Here is an 18,928-nt window from a genome sequence, read left to right on the forward strand (position 1 = left end):
TAAAGCTATTTTTTATTTCTGCGGCGCAGCAACCACCACGCCAGCAGCACAACAAACACAACAGCACCGAGGCCAACACCAACCTGCGCCAGCATCACCAGCGGCGATGAAGGGCCGCCACGGCGGATCTCAGCCACTTGCTCAGGTGAAACTGTCACTTCCACGTTACCGTAATGGTGCAATATCCAGTTCGATAGTGTGGCAACCTGTTGGTCATCAAGGTGATTAAGCGCATTCGGCTGGGATCCGAAGGGTGGCATAAAGACATCACCTTTTGCGGTAGGACGCTGCACACCGTAGAGAATGGTGGCGATAAGGTTCGAAGGATTGCGCTCCGCTGTAGCACTATTATGGAATAGGCTTGGATAATAGGCGTCTTTTGTTCCTTCACCGCTGCTGCCATGACAAGACGCGCAGTTTCCAGAGAACAAACGCGCACCCTCATCGCTGGTGGGTGCGGTAAACGCATCTCCACGGAACGCCACTAAATTTTGTGCGGCCTTGCCCTGTTCGAAACGTGATGCACCGCTAGCAGGTGCGTTTTTATCTGTCACGCTACTCATATATTCGGCTATCGCCGCTAAATCTGCGTCGGATAAATGCTGGAAGCTATGGGTAATCGCTTCAGCCATGCTACCTGCGGCCTGGGCTTTATCCGCAAGACGCCCCGTTTTTAAGTAGGTCATCAGATCCTGATGCGACCACTGACCAATACCGCTCACTGCGTTAGCGGTAATGTTTGGAGCAAACCAGGGTCCCACCTGCGCACCGGTAAAGGCCTCTCCCTCTTTCTCTTGCATCAGGAAACCACGCGGCGTGTGGCAGGTACTGCAGTGTGCTGCACCATCAACCAGATAACGACCGCGATTCCAGCTCGCCGACTGAGAGGCATCCGGCGTGTAGCCCGGTGCTTTTAAGAACAGCGCGTTCCAAAACATCATTGAGAAGCGCAGATTAAGCGGGAATGGCAGATGCGTCTCTGCGGTGGTCTTATCCACCGGCTGAACACCAGACATGAAGTAGGCGTAGAGCGCGTGGATATCATCATCCGTCAAGGTGGCGTAGGCGGTATAAGGCATCGCCGGGTAGAGATTGGCGCCATCAGCACGCACACCTTTGCGTACTGCATCAGCAAATTGCTGCTCGCTGTACTGGCCAATGCCCGCAATTTCAGACGGCGTGATGTTAGTGGCGATGATTTCACCGACCGGTGATTCGATCACTTTCCCACCCGCAAAAGGCTGTCCATGTTCTGCGGTATGACAGGCGGTACAATCTGAGGCTACCGCCAAATATTCGCCTTTTTTGACCAAGGCTTCATCAGCGGCATGAGCGGCCCACTTGCCAGGGCGAGAAGCAGCGCGATCTGTTTTAGCTTTAACATGATTACGCCTCCTGTGCCTGTTTGACGATGGCATCAGCGGCTTTAAAGGCGAGCGCCACCATCGTCAAGGTGCTGTTACCGCAGGCGGTACTGGCCATCGCCCCGCCGCCCGGCAGGAACAGATTGCGGTGATCGTGAGCGCGACACTCGTTATCCACTACCGAATTAGCCGGGTCGTTACCCATGATGGTGCCACCCATGATGTGCTTGCTCTGGTTGTATTGTTTCGAGAACTTCTTATCGATCGCGCCCATCGCTTCGGCAATCTTGTCAGCGATTGGTTTGGAGTAGTTCTGGTACGAACGACGAACATAGTCGCCCACATCGTAGTGAATGGCCGGTTTCGGCAGACCGAGCCAATCCTTTTTATCACTCAACGTCAGGCGGTTATTGGCATCAGGCAGGATCTCATGCGCCAGCACGATATCGGCGGTACAGGCAGTCATGCGGCGGATCTCTTCATCCAGTGCTTTACCCACCAGCCCTTTCTCCAGTGCGCCAAAGGTGACGAAACGGTTGCGCGCAAAGTTGTTGAAGCGGAAGTAAGCACCAGCATGCTCAGAACGGAAATCGCCTTGCGAGGTTTCCATAATGCCGCTGTTCACCACCGGTCCTACGCCCGCCCAATAAGGTTCATCCAGCGTCACGGTCATGGTGATTTGTGGATGATCCATCATATTGCGGCCGACTTGATCGGAGCTATTGGCAATACCGTTCGGGTTGCGTGAATCAGCAGACATTAATAGCAGCTTGGGTGTTTCCAGCCCGTTACACGCAATGATGAACAGCTTGCCGCTGACACGATGGGTTTGCTTGTGCTGATCGTAGTAATGCACCGCTTCGATTTTATTGCCGGCATTGGTTTCAATACGCCACACCACGGCGTTATCAAGAATGGTGGCACCTTTGGCTTCGAGGCGGGAAAGTGCAGTCGCACCATCATACTTCGCACCAACCGGACAAACCGGCACACAGTTGTTATTGGCGCAGCATGCTGGGCGGTCGTCATAGGACATGCCGCTGTTACGGGCCTGCGCGGTAGGGATGTTGTGCAACCCCAGCTTCTCGCGCACCACTTCGGTAAAGCGTGCTTCACCCGGTCCAAACGGCAGCGCGGGCATCGGATAAGGTTTCGAACGCAGCGGAGGCCATTGCAGTGCCGGATCGTCCGGTCCACAAATGCCGAGTTTATATTCAGCACGGGCGTAATAAGGTTCCAGCGTCTCATAATCAAACGCCCAGTCACGGCCAACGCCGTAGCGAGAATGCAATTGCATATCCGCAGGCGTTAAGCGCCAACATGTGCCCGCCCAGTGCCAGGTTGATCCACCCGCATAGCGCACATAGCTTTGTGCATAAGAGTCTTCGCCGCTTAATTGCAGATACCCTTTGCCCGCCCCTGCCGGTTCCGGATGCGGAGCCCAATCGCGTGACGGGTAGCACTCAATCGGATTACCTTTGGCCGCCAGGGGTAGATTGCGATAATTTTCAACAATTTCGGCACGCGAAACGCGCGGGCCGGCTTCCAGCATCAATACCGGAATGCCGGCATCAAGCAGTTGCTCAGCGATCACCACACCGACCACGCCGGTGCCAACGATCACCACGGGTGACTGAGAAGGAGCTGCCATATTTAATCTTCTTTTATTGGTCAGAATTGCGGTACGGGGAGAACCGGTGTGTTGGTGCGCTGCCAGTTATTTGGCCCACTGATGCCGTAAGACGGAATCGTGATGGTGTCCATCGTGGTGTGCCAGGTCAGCGCCTGTTCATAAGCGAACGCTTTTGCCGAACGTTTCGGTTCGAGGCAGCCGGTGTACCAGCCAAAGATGATCTTGTGCGCCAGTTGCTGCAAAGCACCTTCCGGAATCGCCGGGAAGAAGTCTTCAACGATCTGCGCCTTATTGGCTTTGGCAATCGCCAGCAGATGATTGAGATTTGTCATTAGATCCGGCTGATCGGGTTCCAACAGCGCCAACATACGCTGCCCGACCGCATCATCCAGTTTGTGATTGACCAGAAGACGAGATATCTGCATGAAAGGAATGAAATTTTTCGACGAGTCTGCAAACGCTAAACGCGGAAGCGCCGAGGTGATCAGGCCGCCTGCCACGATCACAGCGCCGGACAGTAATACTCTCCGACGTGACAACTGGACCTCGCCAGGCGGCAGGTCTTGCAACTTACTCATGGTGTATCCCTGGTTAGTGACACGGCTCAAAACCCATCGCAAAGCGAAGGTAAGAAATCTAATTATTTGAATGACGTAACAGCACCGCGAGTTAACAATCACATAACGCAATGTTAATCAGATGCGTTATAACGACACGGATTTTTAATATAATAAATGGTTCTTAAACAAAAGCCATACGTAGTGATGTTTTAAAATCAAAAATGAGTGAAGTTGGGCATTTAAAGCTAATGCATAATCACTTTGAGTGATGTAAGTCGCATTACAGATGGGGGATGCGAGATGGGAGCGGTGAGGATTTATCATGACCATTAAAAAAGCCGCCATCCCAAAGAGATAGCGGCATGCAAAACAGCAGAATCTTACTTACTCAACGTTGCATTCAGCGCATCAATGGAAGTCTGCAAACCCGCTTCTACGCTCATGGTCAGATCTTCCATCTCCAGCGACACGTCGCCGTTGTAACCGGTCATGCGCAACACAGAGAAGAACTCTTTCCACCACTTCAGATCCTGACCGCAACCGACAGCCACGTAGTTCCAGGTACGGGTTTTCGTATTAGTCACCGGTTGATACTCCATCAAGCCGTCAACGTCGGCCAACCCCCGCTCAATGCGCGCGTCCTTGCCATGGACGTGGAACACCGCCCCTTCCAGCTTACGTGCAGCAGCAATCGGGTCCGCGCCCATCGCAATCAGGTGCGAAGGATCGAGGTTCATGCCGATCATGTCATCCACCTCGTGACGCAGGCGCAACAATGTCGAAGGGTTGTACACCAATTGGCATGGGAACTCTTCAATCGCGATTTGTTCTACGCCATGCTGTTTGGCGTGCTGGACAAATTTCTTCCACCATGGAATCGCCACCTCATTCCACTGATAATCAATCACACCCGGCATATAATCTGGCCATGAGATGGTAGAGGTAATCCAGTTTGGCACGCGATCTTCTGGCCCCCCACCTGGCAGGCCACTCATCATCACGATCTTTTTCACGCCCAACTTGCCTGCCAGCTCAACCGCGCGATAGCTGCTTTTCGTGTGTGTCTCACCCAATTCACCCGGCGCCAACGGGTTCCCCGAGCAGTTTAGCGCCACAATCCGCATGTCACGTTCAGCCAGCTCTTGCTTGAACTTCTCCAGTTTCTCTGGCGATGCCAGCAGTTCCTCTGTTTTCACGTGCGGGCAGGGTGACCATCCACCCGCCGTCATTTCTACGCCCTCAATACCGTAGCTTTTAACTTTATCCAGCATCGCCGCGAAAGGTAAATCCGCCAGAACGTCAGTACATAATGCAAGCTTCATGGTTTAATCCTTCATCTGGTGCGTAAATCACGCTTTCTCAAATTGTTCGATAAATTCTTGTTTGGTTTTTGCATTGGCTAATAACGTCGTTTTCACTTCATCGCCGAGCAAATTGGCAATATCAGCCAACAGTGGAATATGTTCATTTTCGGTTGCCGCTACAGCAACGACGACAAACACCACTTTTCCAGCCCCCCAACTCACACCATTTGGAAATTGGAAAACCTGATATCCGGTTTTAATCACCTGGTCGAGGTTCTCTTTCGCACAATGAGGGAAAGCAATACCCGCTCCAATATAGGTAGAAACGCTTTTTTCACGCGCTAACATGCCATTGATAAAACCCGATTTTACATAACCGGATTGCTCTAACGCCTTTGCCGCAATCTCAATGGCTTGGGTTTTATTCGCTGCCCGACATTGCAAATGCAGCGCATCTTCCGTCAGTTTCAACATCGTCATTCCTCACTTTTCGCGAGAAGTTAGGTTATTAGCGATAAAGCGCGGGCTGCTCTGGAATCACCACGCCATGTTTTTCGCCATCTTTCAGCGATGCCAGACCGGCATCACAGACCAGCGCGACGACGTAGCCATCCCAGGAGGAAGGGCCGCTCATTTCGCGACCATCACGCACGCTGTCAACAAAATGCTGAACTTCGCGATCGTAAGCCGTTGCAAAACGTTCCATGCAAGATTGCGCAATGTGCTGTGCATTGCCGTTCAGTGAACGGGTGCTGATGAACTGTTGCTCCGTCAAGGCGGCAATAGCATTTTCGCCGATCACCTCGCAGCGGATGTCGTAACCGTAGTGGCAGTTCACAAACAGTTCATCGTCAATACGAACACCGGATTCGGTTTCGAAGATCACAATCAGCGGATCCTGCAAGTGCGGCAATGCGCGGCTGGTTTTCTTACGCGGCTTGTCTACACGCACAGACGTGATGTTTTCGTTCAACAAATAGCGAATGATGTCGATTTCGTGAGTGGCGGAGTCGTTCACCGCCATCTCGAGCGTGTAGCTCTCTGGCACAGACGGATTGCGGTGAGCGCAGTGAATCAACATGATGTCGCCCAACGCTCCCCCCTCAATTGACTGCTTCAGCGCCTGATAACCCGGGTCAAAACGACGCATAAAGCCCAATTGCAAAAGGCGCTTACCCGCTTTGACCTCTGCATCAATAATTTCTTTCGATTCATCAGCCGTGGGTGTCAGCGGTTTTTCGCAGAATACGGGCTTGCCCGCGTTAAAGGCCGCCAAAATTTGTGCTTTGTGTACCGGACCAATAGAGCAGATAAATACTGCATCGACCAATTCGGAATTGATCATCTCTTCTGCATCATAAAACGCGGTGGCACCAAATTCGTTGGCCACGGCATCGGCTGTAGTGTGGTTAATATCGCAAACAGCAGTGACTTGCGCGCCGGAAATAACATGGTGGAAGCGTTTCAGATGGTCCCGGCCGATCATGCCCAGACCAATTAAGCCGATTTTGACTGTCATTTATTAATCCTCAGGTTAAAAACGAAATTTCTTTTCAATCTGTTCTAACGTCTGGCCACGCGTTTCTGGTAAATATTTCACCAGCAGAATAAGCATGATGACGTTGGTCGCACCAAAGAAACCGAAGGTCATGCCGCCACCGTAATGGCTAAGCAAATAAGGGAAGATGGATTGGATCATAAAGTCGAAGATCCACAGGCCAAATACCGCAAAGCCCATGCCGACACCACGCATTCTTAATGGATAGATTTCCGCTAACATCAGCCAGAATACCGGCGCAATCCAACCCTGCATAAACACCAGGAATACCAACATCAAGCCAAGAATGACATAGGGTGCGTTGGCGAAATTGGCATGCAGCGTATCCACTCCGTTGACGGTTTCAGTGTGGAAGAAGAATTTAAATGCCAGGCCAATCAATACCAGGCTAACGGTGACTCCAGCCTGACCGGTGAAGAACATTTTTCGGCGCGAATGCTTGCCAATCAACGCCATGCCCAGCAGTGTCGCCAATACGGAGATAATGCCGTTTGCCACCGCGCCGGTAACCGCTGCCGCATCACCGAGCCCTGTCGCTTTCAGGACGGTTGGCGCGTAATACATGATGGTGTTGACCCCAGTCACTCGAGTGGCCAGCACAATCATTAAACCAATCAGAACCAGTTGAATCACCCAGCGATTTTTTAGCTCGGCGAACAGATTAAACTTCACCTGATCAGCCTTAACGATCTGCTGAATCTCTTTCACTTCGCGATCTACTTCCTCCGGAAGGCGCAATGTTTTCAGCACCTTCACGGCTTTATCCGTTTCGCCACGGCGAATAAAGAAGCGTGGCGATTCAGGCATCATTAACATCCCGAACCACAATAGCGCGCCCGGCAGTGCTGGAATAGCCAGCATAATGCGCCAGTTGTGCTGCATTTCTGGATACAGGTTTACAATCGCAGCGTTAACGGAATACGCCAGGAATTGCCCGGTCACGATCATTAATTCGTTCACCGTCACCAATCGTTCACGCTGATCTGCCCGCGCTAATTCGGAAATATAAATAGGTACAGTAACGGAGGCACAGCCCACCGCTAAGCCCAGAATAAAGCGGGCCACAATCATTGAGGGCACATCCCAGGCAAATGCAGTGCCTAAAGCGCCAAACATAAAGATAGCTGCAACCCATAGCAGGTTTTTACGCCGCCCCTGTTTATCCGATAAATATCCGCCAAATAACGATCCCAGTGCCGCACCGAATAGCAGGAATGAGGTAATAAAACCTTCCTGCGCAGGTGTCAGATTCAGGTCATACTTCATGAAGATCAGCGCACCGGAAATAACACCGGTATCGTAACCAAAGCATAAACCACCAATCGTCGAAACAATGGTGATTAACCGCATGCGCTGAGGATTTTGCAGGTTCGTTTTATTATACATAGCTGTTCCATCTGGTTGTAAGGTAAAACCGTTGCAAGCCGTATTTTTTGGTCAGTCGTCGCTGAGGAATTTTACGCAGCCTGAATCAGAACATTTATTTAATGCACAACATCATTATTGTTATTTTCTGGCAACGCTGAACGCGCTGTCAGTCCCCTTCTCGTTACGACAACGTTATATCAAAGTGAATTTCAAACACCAGTTGCTCTCGCCTACACGATTTAACAGCGTGCGAAAGATCATATATTTCTCACGAAAAGCACAAAAAGCAGTGATTAAAGTCACACTGCAAACATTGTGCGTTGACATAGCAAGAATGAAGACAGATTAAAAAGCCATTCTTTCACATATTTGTTAAAATATTTTTTAGCGACTATGGCACGCATTCAATGGCACTTATCGACTGTGGTTTCGGCAATTATGTATTTCCACCTGTTCGAGCACCGCAATTTTGATGATATTTTAATTTTAGTCGCCAACTTATCCCTATTGATTGCAAGTTCATGCCCCTCAACACAACATCATACTTTCCTGGTATTTAATGCGTGGGTATATTTTGATCAAAATAAAAGTGTGACGGCGATCAAACTTAAATTTTAGCCAAGGTTTAAAAAACAAAAATCAACACTTGGCACTCTCCTAAAATCATCAACTCCTTACCTTTCAATGGATTAAATATCAGTAAAAAGCAAAATTGATGATTACGAGGCTGAAAACTAATGCAAGAATAGCGCTATACCAACAGGAGCTACCATGATTACCTTTTGCATAAATGAACATCCCTCCGCCCGCGGTTTCGACAACAGTTTGCGTCCGCGCCTGGCGTTTATGTGCAAAGCAGAAGGTAAGGAAGAGGCCATTCCTCGCGTCATGCACAAGCATGATGACCGCTTTGAAGTGATGTTCATACGCTCAGGCAGTGGCAGCTATAACATTGATGGCCGTGGCTATAGCGTCAAGCAAGGCGATATCATGTTGTTTAACGCGAACGTTCTCCATGACGAAAGCCCTGATGCGTCAGACGATTTATTGATCTTCAGCTGTGGCGTCGAACAACTTAAGATTGATGGCTTGCCTCTCAATGTTCTCACCACGCGCGCCCAACCTGCCGTGATGCCCAGCAGTGAGTTTTATGATGAAATTTGCCAGTTGTTTGATCAGATGTGGGCGCACGTTAACAGTAAACGTCTCTACAGTGCCGAAATCGGCGATAACTTACTGAGTGTGTTGTTATTGCTGTGCCGCAATATCTGGATTGAAAACAAACAAGAGCAGGAGAGTAATAACACCTTACTGGGACAACGCATCAAAGATTACATTGATAATCACTATAAAGAAGATATCGCACTGAGTTCGATCACCGCAGCCTTGAATATGAATCAATTTTACCTGGCGCACGTATTTAAAGATTATTCAGGTTATTCACCCAAACAATATCAGACGCGCCGCCGAATTGGCGAGGCGCAAAATTTGCTATTGAGCACCAATCTGGGTGTCACTGAGGTGGCTAACGCCGTGGGTTACGATAACGTCAATAACTTCCATCGCATCTTTCATAATCTTGTCGGCATTCCACCTGCACGCTATAAAAAATTCTGGCTGACCGGGCAAATTAACCGTTAATTTTTCGTTCTTCCAAAAGCAAAATGCCCTCTTTCGAGGGCATCTTTTCATAGCGCAATCTTATTTCAGTGCAATACGCGCAATACCATCGGTACCTTTAGTTGAAGAGTCTTTATTGAACTCAGCCTTCAAGGTTACATACAGGGTATTGTTATCCGGTCCAATCAGCAGGCTGTTGGGATTCTGTTCGAATGACCAACTGTTCTTCACTGCGTAAGTGGTGGCATCCAACTGCAGTACTTTCTTCGATTCGCGCTGGCTGATGAAGATCTCATTGCGCTTCGCATCGAATTTAATGCCCAGAGAATCACCTTCGATACGCTTGATCACTTTTCCGGTGCGCTCGTCAAAGACCAACGTGGCTTTGCCTTTAGAATCGTCAGTCACAAACAGGCGGCCAGTGGAGGGATCTTCTGCCATGTTCAGGAACAGATACTCTTTACCATCACCGGCTGTCCAGCGCTTCTCGATTTTGTGGGTGCGCGGATTAATCACCAGGATCTCGCCAGAGCCGTTGGCCGCATAAATACGTTCAGTAACCGGAGAGTAAATAATGCCCGTTACCCATTTGCCCGCATTTTTAATCTCGGTTTTCAGCTTGAAGGTCTTAGTATCGACCACGGAGATATAACCTGGATCGGCCACTCGACCGACATACAACTCATTGCCATGCCACAGCACTTCACGCGCGCCCGCTGGGTAGCCTTCTTTGCTGATTTTGCCCGGGAACACTAAACGCTGCAGCACTTTACCGCTTTGCGCGTCCACTTTGGAGATGGCGCCATCCAGTGAGTTAGTGGTGTAGAACACGCTGCCCTGCTCATCGATGGCTGTACCAAAGTTTTTCAGATCGGTGTGAGTCTCACCCTTGGTCTCAAGCGTCGCAGGATCGAGACGATAGATCATACCGCCGTTTACATCTTTGAATGCCTGTGCGCTGGCAACAAACAGTGCTTTCGATGCTGGAGAGTAGGCCATTTCGTACAGACCATCGCCCAGGTCGCGTTTCAACACTGCGGTATCAACCGGTTTTACAGTTTCAGCGGCTGGCGCCTCGGCTTTTTTGGCAGGTGCCTGGCAAGCCGTCAGGCTAAATGCTGCGGCGATCGCCATAGCAACAGTGGCTTTACGCGGGCTAAACAACGATTTCATGCTGAACTCCATCAATGGATGAACGGCTCCGACCACATCGTAGCGGGCGGAAAATATAAGAAGAATGAGAATCATACGCATTAACGAAAAGTAATCAAATATTCGCGTAGATTTATGTGCTTAATCCATCCACGTAATGAAATGACCGTTCAGCCAAATCTGGCGATGCGTAGGGCTAAAACGCGTAAAATCTCGCCTGATAAATGTGAAAACGTCCGCAACTAACGGGTTATAAATCCGCCTGGTGAACTGAATTTCCTCGAATTTACATATTATTACACTTCAGATTGAATCCTTGCGAGATTCTATAAAGCAAATGATTATCATTGGCGTTCGTAATTAGATAGTGCATTCGTTTGTTCTGCCCTTTTGGGTAGCACGACGCAACCACCAGCATAACAACCGAAGCGTAATGGCTTCTTATCACCATCATTTACCACGGAAACGATTATGTCTTCGATCGGCAGGGAATCAGGTATCCGCAAAACGTTCAGCGTTTCATTGTTGGCTATGGCAGTACACGCCCTTCTCAACCCCTCATTGGCGCTGGCTGCCGATACCACTCAGCAGGATCTGGTGGTCAATGCGACCACCAGTGACAGTAGTGATGACACTGAGAAGCAGGACTATGCGGTCAAGACCACGCGAGCGGGCACCAAGCTACTACTCACGCCGCGTGATGTGCCGCAATCGGTCAGTGTGGTGACGCAGCAGCGTATGCAGGATCAGCAGTTGCAAACTGTCACTGATGTGCTGAATAACACCACCGGTATCACCAGTAATTTGGTGGACTCTGAACGTTCTGAATACTATTCACGCGGGTTTAAAATCACCAATTTCACTTATGATGGAATACCCACTTCAGTGGGCGACAGTTGGAACTACGGTGATGCTGCATCTGATACCGCTATCTATGACCGTATTGAAGTGGTTCGCGGTGCAACCGGCTTAATGACCGGCGCTGGCAGCCCTTCTGCTTCAGTGAACATGGTGCGAAAACATGCCGACAGCAAAGATTTCACGGGCTCAGTCAGCGCGAGCTATGGCAGTTGGGATAAGCAGCGTTATGTTGCAGACATCGCAGGACCACTCAACAGTGATGGTTCCTTGCGCGGACGCGTCGTAACGGGTTATCAGGATCAAGACAGCTGGCTAGACCGCTACCATAAAAACAAGAAATTCCTCTACGGCGTAGTCGATGCGGATTTAACCGACAACACGACCCTTTCTCTCGGCTATGACTATGAAAAAGCAGATACCCGCGACCCAACCTGGGGTGGTTTACCGATTTTCTACAGCAACGGTTCACTCACGCATTACAACCGCAGCCTGAATTCTGCCGCAGACTGGACCTATTATCACACCGAAGTGCAAAAGATATACGCCGACCTTGTGCATAACTTCGATAATGGCTGGAGTGTCCATGTGAATGGTACCCATGCGAAGAATACCTTCAGTGACAAGCTGATGAGTTTGTACAGTGCATTCCCTGATGAGACCACTGGAGAAGGTGTGACCGGCTGGGGAAGTCTCGATCGCGGTAAACGTGAACAAACATCGGTTGATGCCTTCGCCAGTGGACCCTTTGAGCTGTTAGGCCGCCAGCACCAATTGATGGCAGGTCTGAGCTACAGCCGCCAACACAACCAGACCTATAGTCAGGATGGCGTTACCGACCTCGATGAGTATGACATTACCTCAGCGGCTATGGGTCCTTTCAATAACAACTGGACCGGCAACATTGCCGAGCCGGAGTGGCAAGGTTGGTATCTGAACGCTAACGACGTCATCCGCCAAAAATCTGCCTATACGGCCGCACGCTTCTCACTCGCCGATCCCCTGTCGTTGATCATTGGTGCGCGTTATACCGAGTGGAGCACGAACGGCAGTAGCGGCAACGTGACCAAAAACAACACCACGCCATATGCAGGCCTGGTGTATGACATTAACGATACCTGGTCAGCGTATGCGAGTTATACCTCGATTTTCCAGCCACAAACTTACCGCGATAGCACAGGCCACTATCTCTCCCCGGTGACCGGGAAAAGCTACGAAACCGGTTTGAAATCGGCCTGGTATGACGGGCGTTTGACCGCCACTTTCGCCGTGTTCCGTATTCAGCAGGAAAACGTTGGGACAGAAGAGAACGGCGTTTACGTTAATAACAGCAGTGAACAAGCTTACACCGCCACCAAAGGCGCGCGCAGTAAGGGGGCAGAGTTTGAACTGAACGGTGCAGTCACCGACAACCTGCAATTAACCTTCGGTGCAACACGCTATGTGGCGCGCGATTCGGAAGGCCGCTATAGCTCAGACCAACCGCAAACCCAGTTTAAGCTGTTCACCCGTTATCAGGTTCCAATGCTGCCCGATCTGACTATCGGCGGAGGTATTAACTGGCAGAACCGCGTATTTGAAGATGTGAGCGCGCCAGATGGCAGCACCCAGCGCGTGTATCAGGGAAGCTATCCACTGGCAAACCTGTTTGCCCGTTATCAGGTCACCAAACAGGTTGCGGTGCAAGCTAACGTCGATAACTTATTCGACCGTGAGTACTACACCTACATGAACAACTATGTTTACGGTGAGCCGCGCAACTTCTCGGTTAGCGTGTCATATCAATTCTGATAAAAAAATCCCCGGCGCCAGGCCGGGGATTCTTTTTGCATCACGCTTTATTTTTATAATTAAAGCTGATCTGCGAATTCTGTTCACGTGGCAGACGTCGCGCCTCCAGATATACCGATTTCCAATACGGATTATTCAGTGAAGAGCGCATCACGCCCTGGCTAACCGAAGCGTGGAGGAATTGATGGTCGGTGTCATAAAAGCCAACGTGTAATTCGTGTTTGATACGAAAGAACACTAAATCACCGGGTTGCAGGTGCGCCTTATCAACCGGCTGACCCATGGCAATTAATTCGCGCGTTGTGACACGATCCATTGGAATATTGAAACGATCTTTTAACGTTCGCCAGACAAAACCGGAGCAATCCACACCGTTTAATTGCGTGCCGCCCCACTGATATTTGGTGCCTTCCCATGAGTGCATCTGGTCGTGTAATGCCGCAATCACGGGAATCAAATCGGGTTGCTTACCACCATCGGTTGAAGCATCGACACTCTCTTCCGCAGGTGCATGAGAAGTTTTGGAAGAGCAACCTGCCAGGGTAATAACACACAGACAGGCGATAAATTTTCTGGCCGCAGAGTTGATCATGGGATGACGTTTTCGCTGAGGGAGACAGTGGTTAGAGATTTATACCGCAAAAAAGTTGCAAAAATAAATAGCTCGCCACTGAATTCTTTTAATCCTCTTCTTTTTTACTTAAGTTTACGCAAAGGTAACATCATGTATTTGGGATAAAAATTATATATTCCTTCGCCAATTTTCGCTTCGGAGGTTATTAATTCGCCCAACTCTGCTGCTATTTCATCCCACCATCAGCATCTGTCTGCCGATGGTGGCAAGCGGGCATCATTTTATTGTTTGGCTTTACTGCGTAACGGCGACTCTGGCAGGAATAATGACAGAATAAAGGCCAGCGCCATCACCACCGCCGCCATCTGGAATGCCGCATGTACCGCTGCGCTAAATACCTGCAAATACGCTTGTTGCACATCATACGGCAAATGGTGCACTGCGTTCGGGTCCAGCGTGGCGGGCAATAAATCGCCCTTTTCTACCAATTCAGTCAAACCCGATTTCAAGACGTGGCTAAACATCGCGCCAAACAGCGCCACCCCGATTGAACCGCCAACCGAACGGAACAACGTGACAGAGGATGTGGCGACGCCAATACGGTCCGGCGTTACACTGTTCTGAACGGCCAGGACTAACACCTGCATTACCATGCCCATGCCCATTCCGAGCACGCAGGCGTAGAGATAAATTTGCCACAGCGAGGATTGCAGCGTCAGCGTCGTCATGAGTGCCATCCCAACCGTCGCCAGCAAGGTTCCGCCAATCGGGAAAAGACGATACCGACCCGTACGACTGATAATGCGTCCGCTGATAATCGATGTCACCAGCAGTCCGCCCATCAGCGGTAACAACTGCAGTCCGGCTTCGGTCGGGGTTGAGCCCTTCACCACCTGCAAATAGAGCGGCAGGAAAGTAACGCTGCCAAACAGCGACATCCCAACAATAAAAGCCATTAAACTGGAGAGCGAAAAACTCCGATTACGGAACAGCCCAAGCGGAATAATCGGTTCCCATGCACGACGTTCTTCGTAGATAAAGCCAATCACCCCGACCAGACCAAATGCCAGGATGCACCACAACTGCGGATCGCTCCATGCCCGCAGCGTACCGCCTTCACTAGTAAACAGGGTGATACCCACTAGCGCAAGACTCAGGCAAACAGCACCGGGATAATCAATCTCATGCGGTTTACGTTTGTTATCAGCTTTAAACACCGCATTAATAATCAGCAGCGCAAATAACCCTAACGGTAAATTGATATAGAAAATCCAGCGCCACGAGGCGTGCTGGACGATAAAGCCCCCCAGTAATGGCCCCACCACGGTCGCCAGACCGAATACCCCGCCAAAGAGTCCCTGGTATTTACCGCGTTCTGCTGGCGGAATGATATCCGCGACGGCCGCCATACTGACCACCATCAGTCCGCCACCGCCGAGACCTTGCAGCGCGCGGGTAAAGATCAGTTGCTCCATATTTTGCGCCAGGCCACACAGTGCCGAGCCGATGAGAAACAAGATGACCGAGATTTGTAGCACTGTTTTACGGCCAAACAGATCGCCGAACTTGCCGTAAAGCGGGACAACAATCGTCGAGGCCAACATGTAGGCCGTGACGATCCACGACAGCCGATCTAGCCCGCCCAATTCACCCACAATGGTTGGCAGTGCCGTCGAGACGATGGTCTGGTCAAGGGCGGAAAGCAGCATGACCAGCATCAATGCGCCCATTAGCAAGCGGACAGAAGGAAGACGCTCTTCTCCACTGCCTGAGTGCGGCACAAGTGTTTTAGGTTTCATATCAGACACCAATTGAAATTAATTAAATACACAATTAATATTGATCGAAGTCTGACATGAAACAAGTGAGCGCGTAAAGATGACCGCACAAAAAGTCCCAGCTGATGATAAGACAACCGCTGCCAAACCCCGCCGTCCTGGACGTCCTCGGGGCGGTGCCATCACGGCACAACAGCGCGAGCACCTGTTGGACATTACACTGGCGATTTATGCCGAAAGCGGCATCGCTGAAACCTCGCTGAATGCGATTGCACGTAAAGCTGGCGTGAGTCCGGCGATGCTCAACTACTATTTTCAGTCGCGCGAATCGTTGTTAGATGTGGTGGTTGAGGAGCGCTTTTTACCGCTACGTCAGCGTCTTGAAGCTCACTTCAACAATGAAGAAAGTGACCCTGTCACTACATTTAGTGGATTTATTCGTGAAATCGCTGACATCGTACTGAACAACGATTGGTTTGCCCCACTGTGGATGCAAGAAGTCACCAGCGGTTCTCACGGCTTAGGTCAGCACATTAAAGAACGATATGGTCATGCGGGACGCGACAAAGTCAGGGCTTTGATTGTGCGCTGGCAACAGCAGGGGTTATTAAATGAGGCGTTAAATCCCGATTTGTTGATGACCTCCATCCTGAGCCTGATCCTCGTGCCGTTCACGCGCTTCGCCAATGAGCCGGAGTTTGATACAGAGCGCATTGTGCAGCATACACTGAGCTTGTTCTGTCAGGGTATCCGTCCGCTCAGCTAACCTGATTTTTTCTTCGCATCTACACTGTTGAAAGGATGTTCAGCGAGCAGGAAAAAATGATGATTCTTGATGCCGATACCGATTTACAACTTGAGCGTACCTTGCAAGTGCCCGCCGATGTGATTTGGCGCTGCTGGACCACACCAGAACATCTCAAGCACTTTTTCGTGCCGAAGCCTCATAAGGTCATCAGTTGCGATATCGATTTGCACCCTGGCGGTCGATTTAATACGGTATTTGAAGTGGATGGCAGTGAAATGCGCAACGAAGGGGTGTTTCTGGAGCTGATACCGGGTCGTAAACTGGTCTTTACCGATACCTATACAGAAGGATGGAAACCTGCTGAGCATCCTTTCATGACCGCAATATTGCTACTGGAACCGCTCAATCCGCACGCGACGCGTTACGTTGCTATTGCCAGACACCGCAACCCTGAGGCGCGCGCCGAACATGAAAAAATGGGATTTCATAGCGGCTGGGGCAAGGTTGCCGACCAACTTGAAGCTTATGCACTGACGCTTTAACTATGACTTACGAGGTAGCACCAGGCCTGGTTTATCAGTTCTAATACCCTTCACGATTAAAAAATGGCGGCTTTGAAGCCGCCATTTCGCTTTTGGTAGTAATTAACAAACTATCGTTACGGATACAACCCGCGATCCTTCCTTGCCAGCAAGATCCGTTCACAGGCCACAGCGTAAGCCGCTGTTCTCAATGTTACGTTCAGCGCATCCGCTTTATGCCACACCGTTTCAATCGCGTGCTGCATAATGCTGTCCAGCCGTTGATTGATCTCCTCTTCGCTCCAGAAGAAACTGGAGAAATCCTGTACCCATTCGAAGTAACTCACCGTCACGCCGCCCGCATTCGCAATCACATCTGGCACCACAGCAATGCCGCGTTGCTGCAAGATATCATCGGCTTCCGGTAGCGTCGGACCATTTGCACCCTCAATAATCAGGCGGCACTGCAGTTGGTGGGCACGTTCAGCAGTGATCTGCCCTTCCAGCGCAGCAGGCACCAGAATGTCGTAAGGCTGCGTCCAAAAATGTTCATCCGCTATCGTATCAGCCCCCGGGAAGCCCGCGATGCTGCCGTGAGCCTGCTGCCACGTCTGTAACGCCGGGATATCCACTCCGCTGGACAAATACAAGGTGGCTTTGTGATCCTGCACCGCCACCACTTTTGCCCCAATCGCATGGAACAGTTCGGCGCTGACGCTGCCAACGTTACCAAAACCCTGCACCGCCACGCGGCTACCCGATACATCAATGCCCAGCTTAGTCGCAGCGCGGCAACCGGTGACGAAAACCCCGCGCCCGGTGGCTTTGACGCGTCCCAGTGACCCGCCCAGATGCACCGGTTTGCCGGTCACTACGCCGGTGGTGGTGGCGCCAACGTTCATCGACCAGGTATCCATCATCCACGCCATGACCTGCGCGTTGGTGCCGACATCAGGGGCGGGAATATCCTGTTGGGGACCAATCATATTGCCGATCTCGCTGGTATAGCGCCGGGTTAAACGCTCCAGCTCTTTATGGGATAAAGTTGCCGGGTCGACACGCACGCCGCCTTTTGCTCCGCCAAACGGCAAATTCAGTGCGGCGCACTTCACCGTCATCCATGCAGAGAGCGCCATCACTTCCTGCAACGTCACATCAGGATGGAAACGCACACCACCCTTACCCGGCCCACGCGACAAATTGTGCTGCACGCGATAACCCTCAAAATGACGCACTGAGCCGTCATCCATTTCCAGCGGGATATCAACGATTAATGCCCGCTTCGGATGCGTTAACGTATCAGCCCAGCGGCTGAGATCGCCAAGCAGTGGCAACACGCGTTTAACCTGCGTCAAATACGTTGACCAGGCTGAGTGACAGTCGCCTGTCACATAGGAAAGTTCAGACAAACTGACCTCCAGATTTTTACTGTCAGGATAGAAGATGCCGCCAACGGCAGAATGGCGGCGAGAGGATTGGTTTAGTCGTGCAGGCCGAGTTTTTTCTCCAGATAGTGGATGTTGGTGCCACCCTGCTGGAAATGTTCGTCGGACATGATTTTCATCTGCAGCTCGACGTTGGTCTTGATGCCGTCGATGATCAGTTCCGCCAGCGCATTTTTCATGCGCGCGATCGCCACTTCACGGGTGTCACCGTAGGTGATCAGTTTGCCGATCATGGAATCGTAGTACGGCGGCACGCTGTAGCCGGCATAGATGTGCGATTCCCAGCGCACGCCAAAACCGCCTGGCGCGTGGAAACGGGTGATCTTGCCCGGGCTTGGCAGGAAGGTGTTCGGGTCTTCGGCGTTGATACGGCATTCCACCGCATGACCGCGTACCACCACGTCTTCCTGTTTGATTGACAGCGGCTGACCGGCAGCAATACGCAGCTGCTCTTTGATCAGATCCACGCCGGTGATCATCTCGGTCACCGGATGCTCCACCTGAATACGGGTGTTCATCTCGATGAAGTAGAACTCACCGTTTTCGTACAGGAACTCGAAGGTACCCGCACCGCGGTAGCCGATATCGATACAGGCTTTCGCACAGCGCTCGCCGATAAAGCGACGCAGCTCCGGCGTAATGCCCGGCGCTGGT

15 protein-coding genes and 1 pseudogene are annotated in these 18,928 nt (G+C 50.9%); 4 read left to right on the forward strand and 12 right to left on the reverse strand.

Translation table 11 applies throughout. The features are described from left to right. Positions 1-5: 5 nt before the first annotated feature. The 7 genes from IAE30_RS05325 to IAE30_RS05355 form a co-directional block, all read right to left on the reverse strand. Positions 6-1,292 carry a cytochrome c gene (locus IAE30_RS05325; protein ID WP_234472641.1) on the reverse strand — a complete coding sequence of 429 codons (1,287 nt, stop codon included), beginning with the start codon at positions 1,290-1,292 and terminating at the stop codon, positions 6-8. A 94-nt stretch (positions 1,293-1,386) separates the two neighbouring features. Then, positions 1,387-3,015 (reverse strand): GMC family oxidoreductase, encoded by a 1,629-nt coding sequence (locus IAE30_RS05330; protein WP_200677656.1) that lies wholly within the window; start codon positions 3,013-3,015, stop codon positions 1,387-1,389. A 20-nt stretch (positions 3,016-3,035) separates the two neighbouring features. Further along, positions 3,036-3,575, reverse strand: coding sequence for a sorbitol dehydrogenase family protein (locus IAE30_RS05335; RefSeq protein WP_200677655.1), 540 nt, complete (start codon positions 3,573-3,575; stop codon positions 3,036-3,038). 362 nt (positions 3,576-3,937) lie between these two features. Continuing rightward, positions 3,938-4,879 carry a sugar phosphate isomerase/epimerase gene (locus IAE30_RS05340; protein ID WP_200677654.1) on the reverse strand — a complete coding sequence of 314 codons (942 nt, stop codon included), beginning with the start codon at positions 4,877-4,879 and terminating at the stop codon, positions 3,938-3,940. Between the two features lie 27 nt (positions 4,880-4,906). Beyond that, complete coding sequence (locus IAE30_RS05345) at positions 4,907-5,335, reverse strand: PTS sugar transporter subunit IIA (protein ID WP_200538378.1); 429 nt, start codon at positions 5,333-5,335, stop codon at positions 4,907-4,909. Positions 5,336-5,369: 34 nt separating this feature from the next. Next, positions 5,370-6,380: a Gfo/Idh/MocA family protein gene (locus IAE30_RS05350; RefSeq protein ID WP_200677652.1), complete on the reverse strand. Its 1,011-nt coding sequence runs from the start codon at positions 6,378-6,380 to the stop codon at positions 5,370-5,372. Positions 6,381-6,395: 15 nt separating this feature from the next. Then, a complete protein-coding gene (locus IAE30_RS05355; RefSeq protein WP_200677651.1) occupies positions 6,396-7,805 on the reverse strand; it encodes a sugar porter family MFS transporter in 1,410 nt (469 codons plus the stop codon). A 753-nt stretch (positions 7,806-8,558) separates the two neighbouring features. Between IAE30_RS05355 and IAE30_RS05360 the strand changes: the two genes are divergently transcribed. Next, the gene (locus tag IAE30_RS05360) at positions 8,559-9,428 is read left to right on the forward strand and encodes an AraC family transcriptional regulator (RefSeq protein WP_200538375.1); all 870 of its coding nucleotides are present in this window, start codon (positions 8,559-8,561) and stop codon (positions 9,426-9,428) included. Positions 9,429-9,488: 60 nt separating this feature from the next. Here IAE30_RS05360 and IAE30_RS05365 read toward each other — a convergent pair whose 3' ends face one another. Then, entirely contained in the window at positions 9,489-10,580 is a 1,092-nt protein-coding gene (locus tag IAE30_RS05365) for a YncE family protein (RefSeq protein ID WP_045816581.1), read from the reverse strand. A gap of 450 nt (positions 10,581-11,030) precedes the next feature. On the opposite strand from IAE30_RS05365, the gene fhuE reads away from it, so the two are divergent. Then, a complete protein-coding gene (gene fhuE / locus IAE30_RS05370; RefSeq protein WP_200677650.1) occupies positions 11,031-13,208 on the forward strand; it encodes a ferric-rhodotorulic acid/ferric-coprogen receptor FhuE in 2,178 nt (725 codons plus the stop codon). 40 nt (positions 13,209-13,248) lie between these two features. Here fhuE and IAE30_RS05375 read toward each other — a convergent pair whose 3' ends face one another. Continuing rightward, on the reverse strand, positions 13,249-13,800 hold the full coding sequence (locus tag IAE30_RS05375; protein ID WP_200677649.1) for a C40 family peptidase: 552 nt from the start codon (positions 13,798-13,800) through the stop codon (positions 13,249-13,251). 263 nt (positions 13,801-14,063) lie between these two features. Then, the gene (locus IAE30_RS05380; protein WP_200677648.1) at positions 14,064-15,581 is read right to left on the reverse strand and encodes an MDR family MFS transporter; all 1,518 of its coding nucleotides are present in this window, start codon (positions 15,579-15,581) and stop codon (positions 14,064-14,066) included. A gap of 79 nt (positions 15,582-15,660) precedes the next feature. Between IAE30_RS05380 and IAE30_RS05385 the strand changes: the two genes are divergently transcribed. After that, positions 15,661-16,326: a TetR/AcrR family transcriptional regulator gene (locus IAE30_RS05385; protein ID WP_200677646.1), complete on the forward strand. Its 666-nt coding sequence runs from the start codon at positions 15,661-15,663 to the stop codon at positions 16,324-16,326. A 59-nt stretch (positions 16,327-16,385) separates the two neighbouring features. Beyond that, entirely contained in the window at positions 16,386-16,850 is a 465-nt protein-coding gene (locus IAE30_RS05390; RefSeq protein WP_200678311.1) for an SRPBCC family protein, read from the forward strand. Positions 16,851-16,966: 116 nt separating this feature from the next. Here IAE30_RS05390 and IAE30_RS05395 read toward each other — a convergent pair whose 3' ends face one another. After that, on the reverse strand, positions 16,967-18,238 hold the full coding sequence (locus IAE30_RS05395) for a Glu/Leu/Phe/Val dehydrogenase (RefSeq protein ID WP_200677645.1): 1,272 nt from the start codon (positions 18,236-18,238) through the stop codon (positions 16,967-16,969). A 71-nt stretch (positions 18,239-18,309) separates the two neighbouring features. Beyond that, a pseudogene (locus IAE30_RS05400) lies at positions 18,310-18,928 on the reverse strand (acetyl-CoA carboxylase biotin carboxylase subunit); the annotation flags it as partial.

The sequence above is a fragment of the Pantoea sp. S61 genome, assembly GCF_016625145.1.
In the GTDB taxonomy this organism is placed as follows: domain Bacteria; phylum Pseudomonadota; class Gammaproteobacteria; order Enterobacterales; family Enterobacteriaceae; genus Pantoea; species Pantoea rwandensis_B.

Bases quoted from the DNA above. Each gene is read 5' to 3' on its own strand.
- IAE30_RS05380 (WP_200677648.1), bottom strand. From the start codon at position 15,581: ATGAAACCTAAAACACTTGTGCCGCACTCAGGCAGTGGAGAAGAGCGT.
- IAE30_RS05345 (WP_200538378.1), bottom strand. From the start codon at position 5,335: ATGTTGAAACTGACGGAAGATGCGCTGCATTTGCAATGTCGGGCAGCG.
- IAE30_RS05330 (WP_200677656.1), bottom strand. From the start codon at position 3,015: ATGGCAGCTCCTTCTCAGTCACCCGTGGTGATCGTTGGCACCGGCGTG.
- IAE30_RS05335 (WP_200677655.1), bottom strand. From the start codon at position 3,575: ATGAGTAAGTTGCAAGACCTGCCGCCTGGCGAGGTCCAGTTGTCACGT.
- IAE30_RS05360 (WP_200538375.1), top strand. From the start codon at position 8,559: ATGATTACCTTTTGCATAAATGAACATCCCTCCGCCCGCGGTTTCGAC.
- IAE30_RS05385 (WP_200677646.1), top strand. From the start codon at position 15,661: ATGACCGCACAAAAAGTCCCAGCTGATGATAAGACAACCGCTGCCAAA.
- IAE30_RS05375 (WP_200677649.1), bottom strand. From the start codon at position 13,800: ATGATCAACTCTGCGGCCAGAAAATTTATCGCCTGTCTGTGTGTTATT.
- IAE30_RS05340 (WP_200677654.1), bottom strand. From the start codon at position 4,879: ATGAAGCTTGCATTATGTACTGACGTTCTGGCGGATTTACCTTTCGCG.
- IAE30_RS05350 (WP_200677652.1), bottom strand. From the start codon at position 6,380: ATGACAGTCAAAATCGGCTTAATTGGTCTGGGCATGATCGGCCGGGAC.
- IAE30_RS05390 (WP_200678311.1), top strand. From the start codon at position 16,386: ATGATTCTTGATGCCGATACCGATTTACAACTTGAGCGTACCTTGCAA.
- IAE30_RS05365 (WP_045816581.1), bottom strand. From the start codon at position 10,580: ATGAAATCGTTGTTTAGCCCGCGTAAAGCCACTGTTGCTATGGCGATC.
- fhuE (WP_200677650.1), top strand. From the start codon at position 11,031: ATGTCTTCGATCGGCAGGGAATCAGGTATCCGCAAAACGTTCAGCGTT.
- IAE30_RS05355 (WP_200677651.1), bottom strand. From the start codon at position 7,805: ATGTATAATAAAACGAACCTGCAAAATCCTCAGCGCATGCGGTTAATC.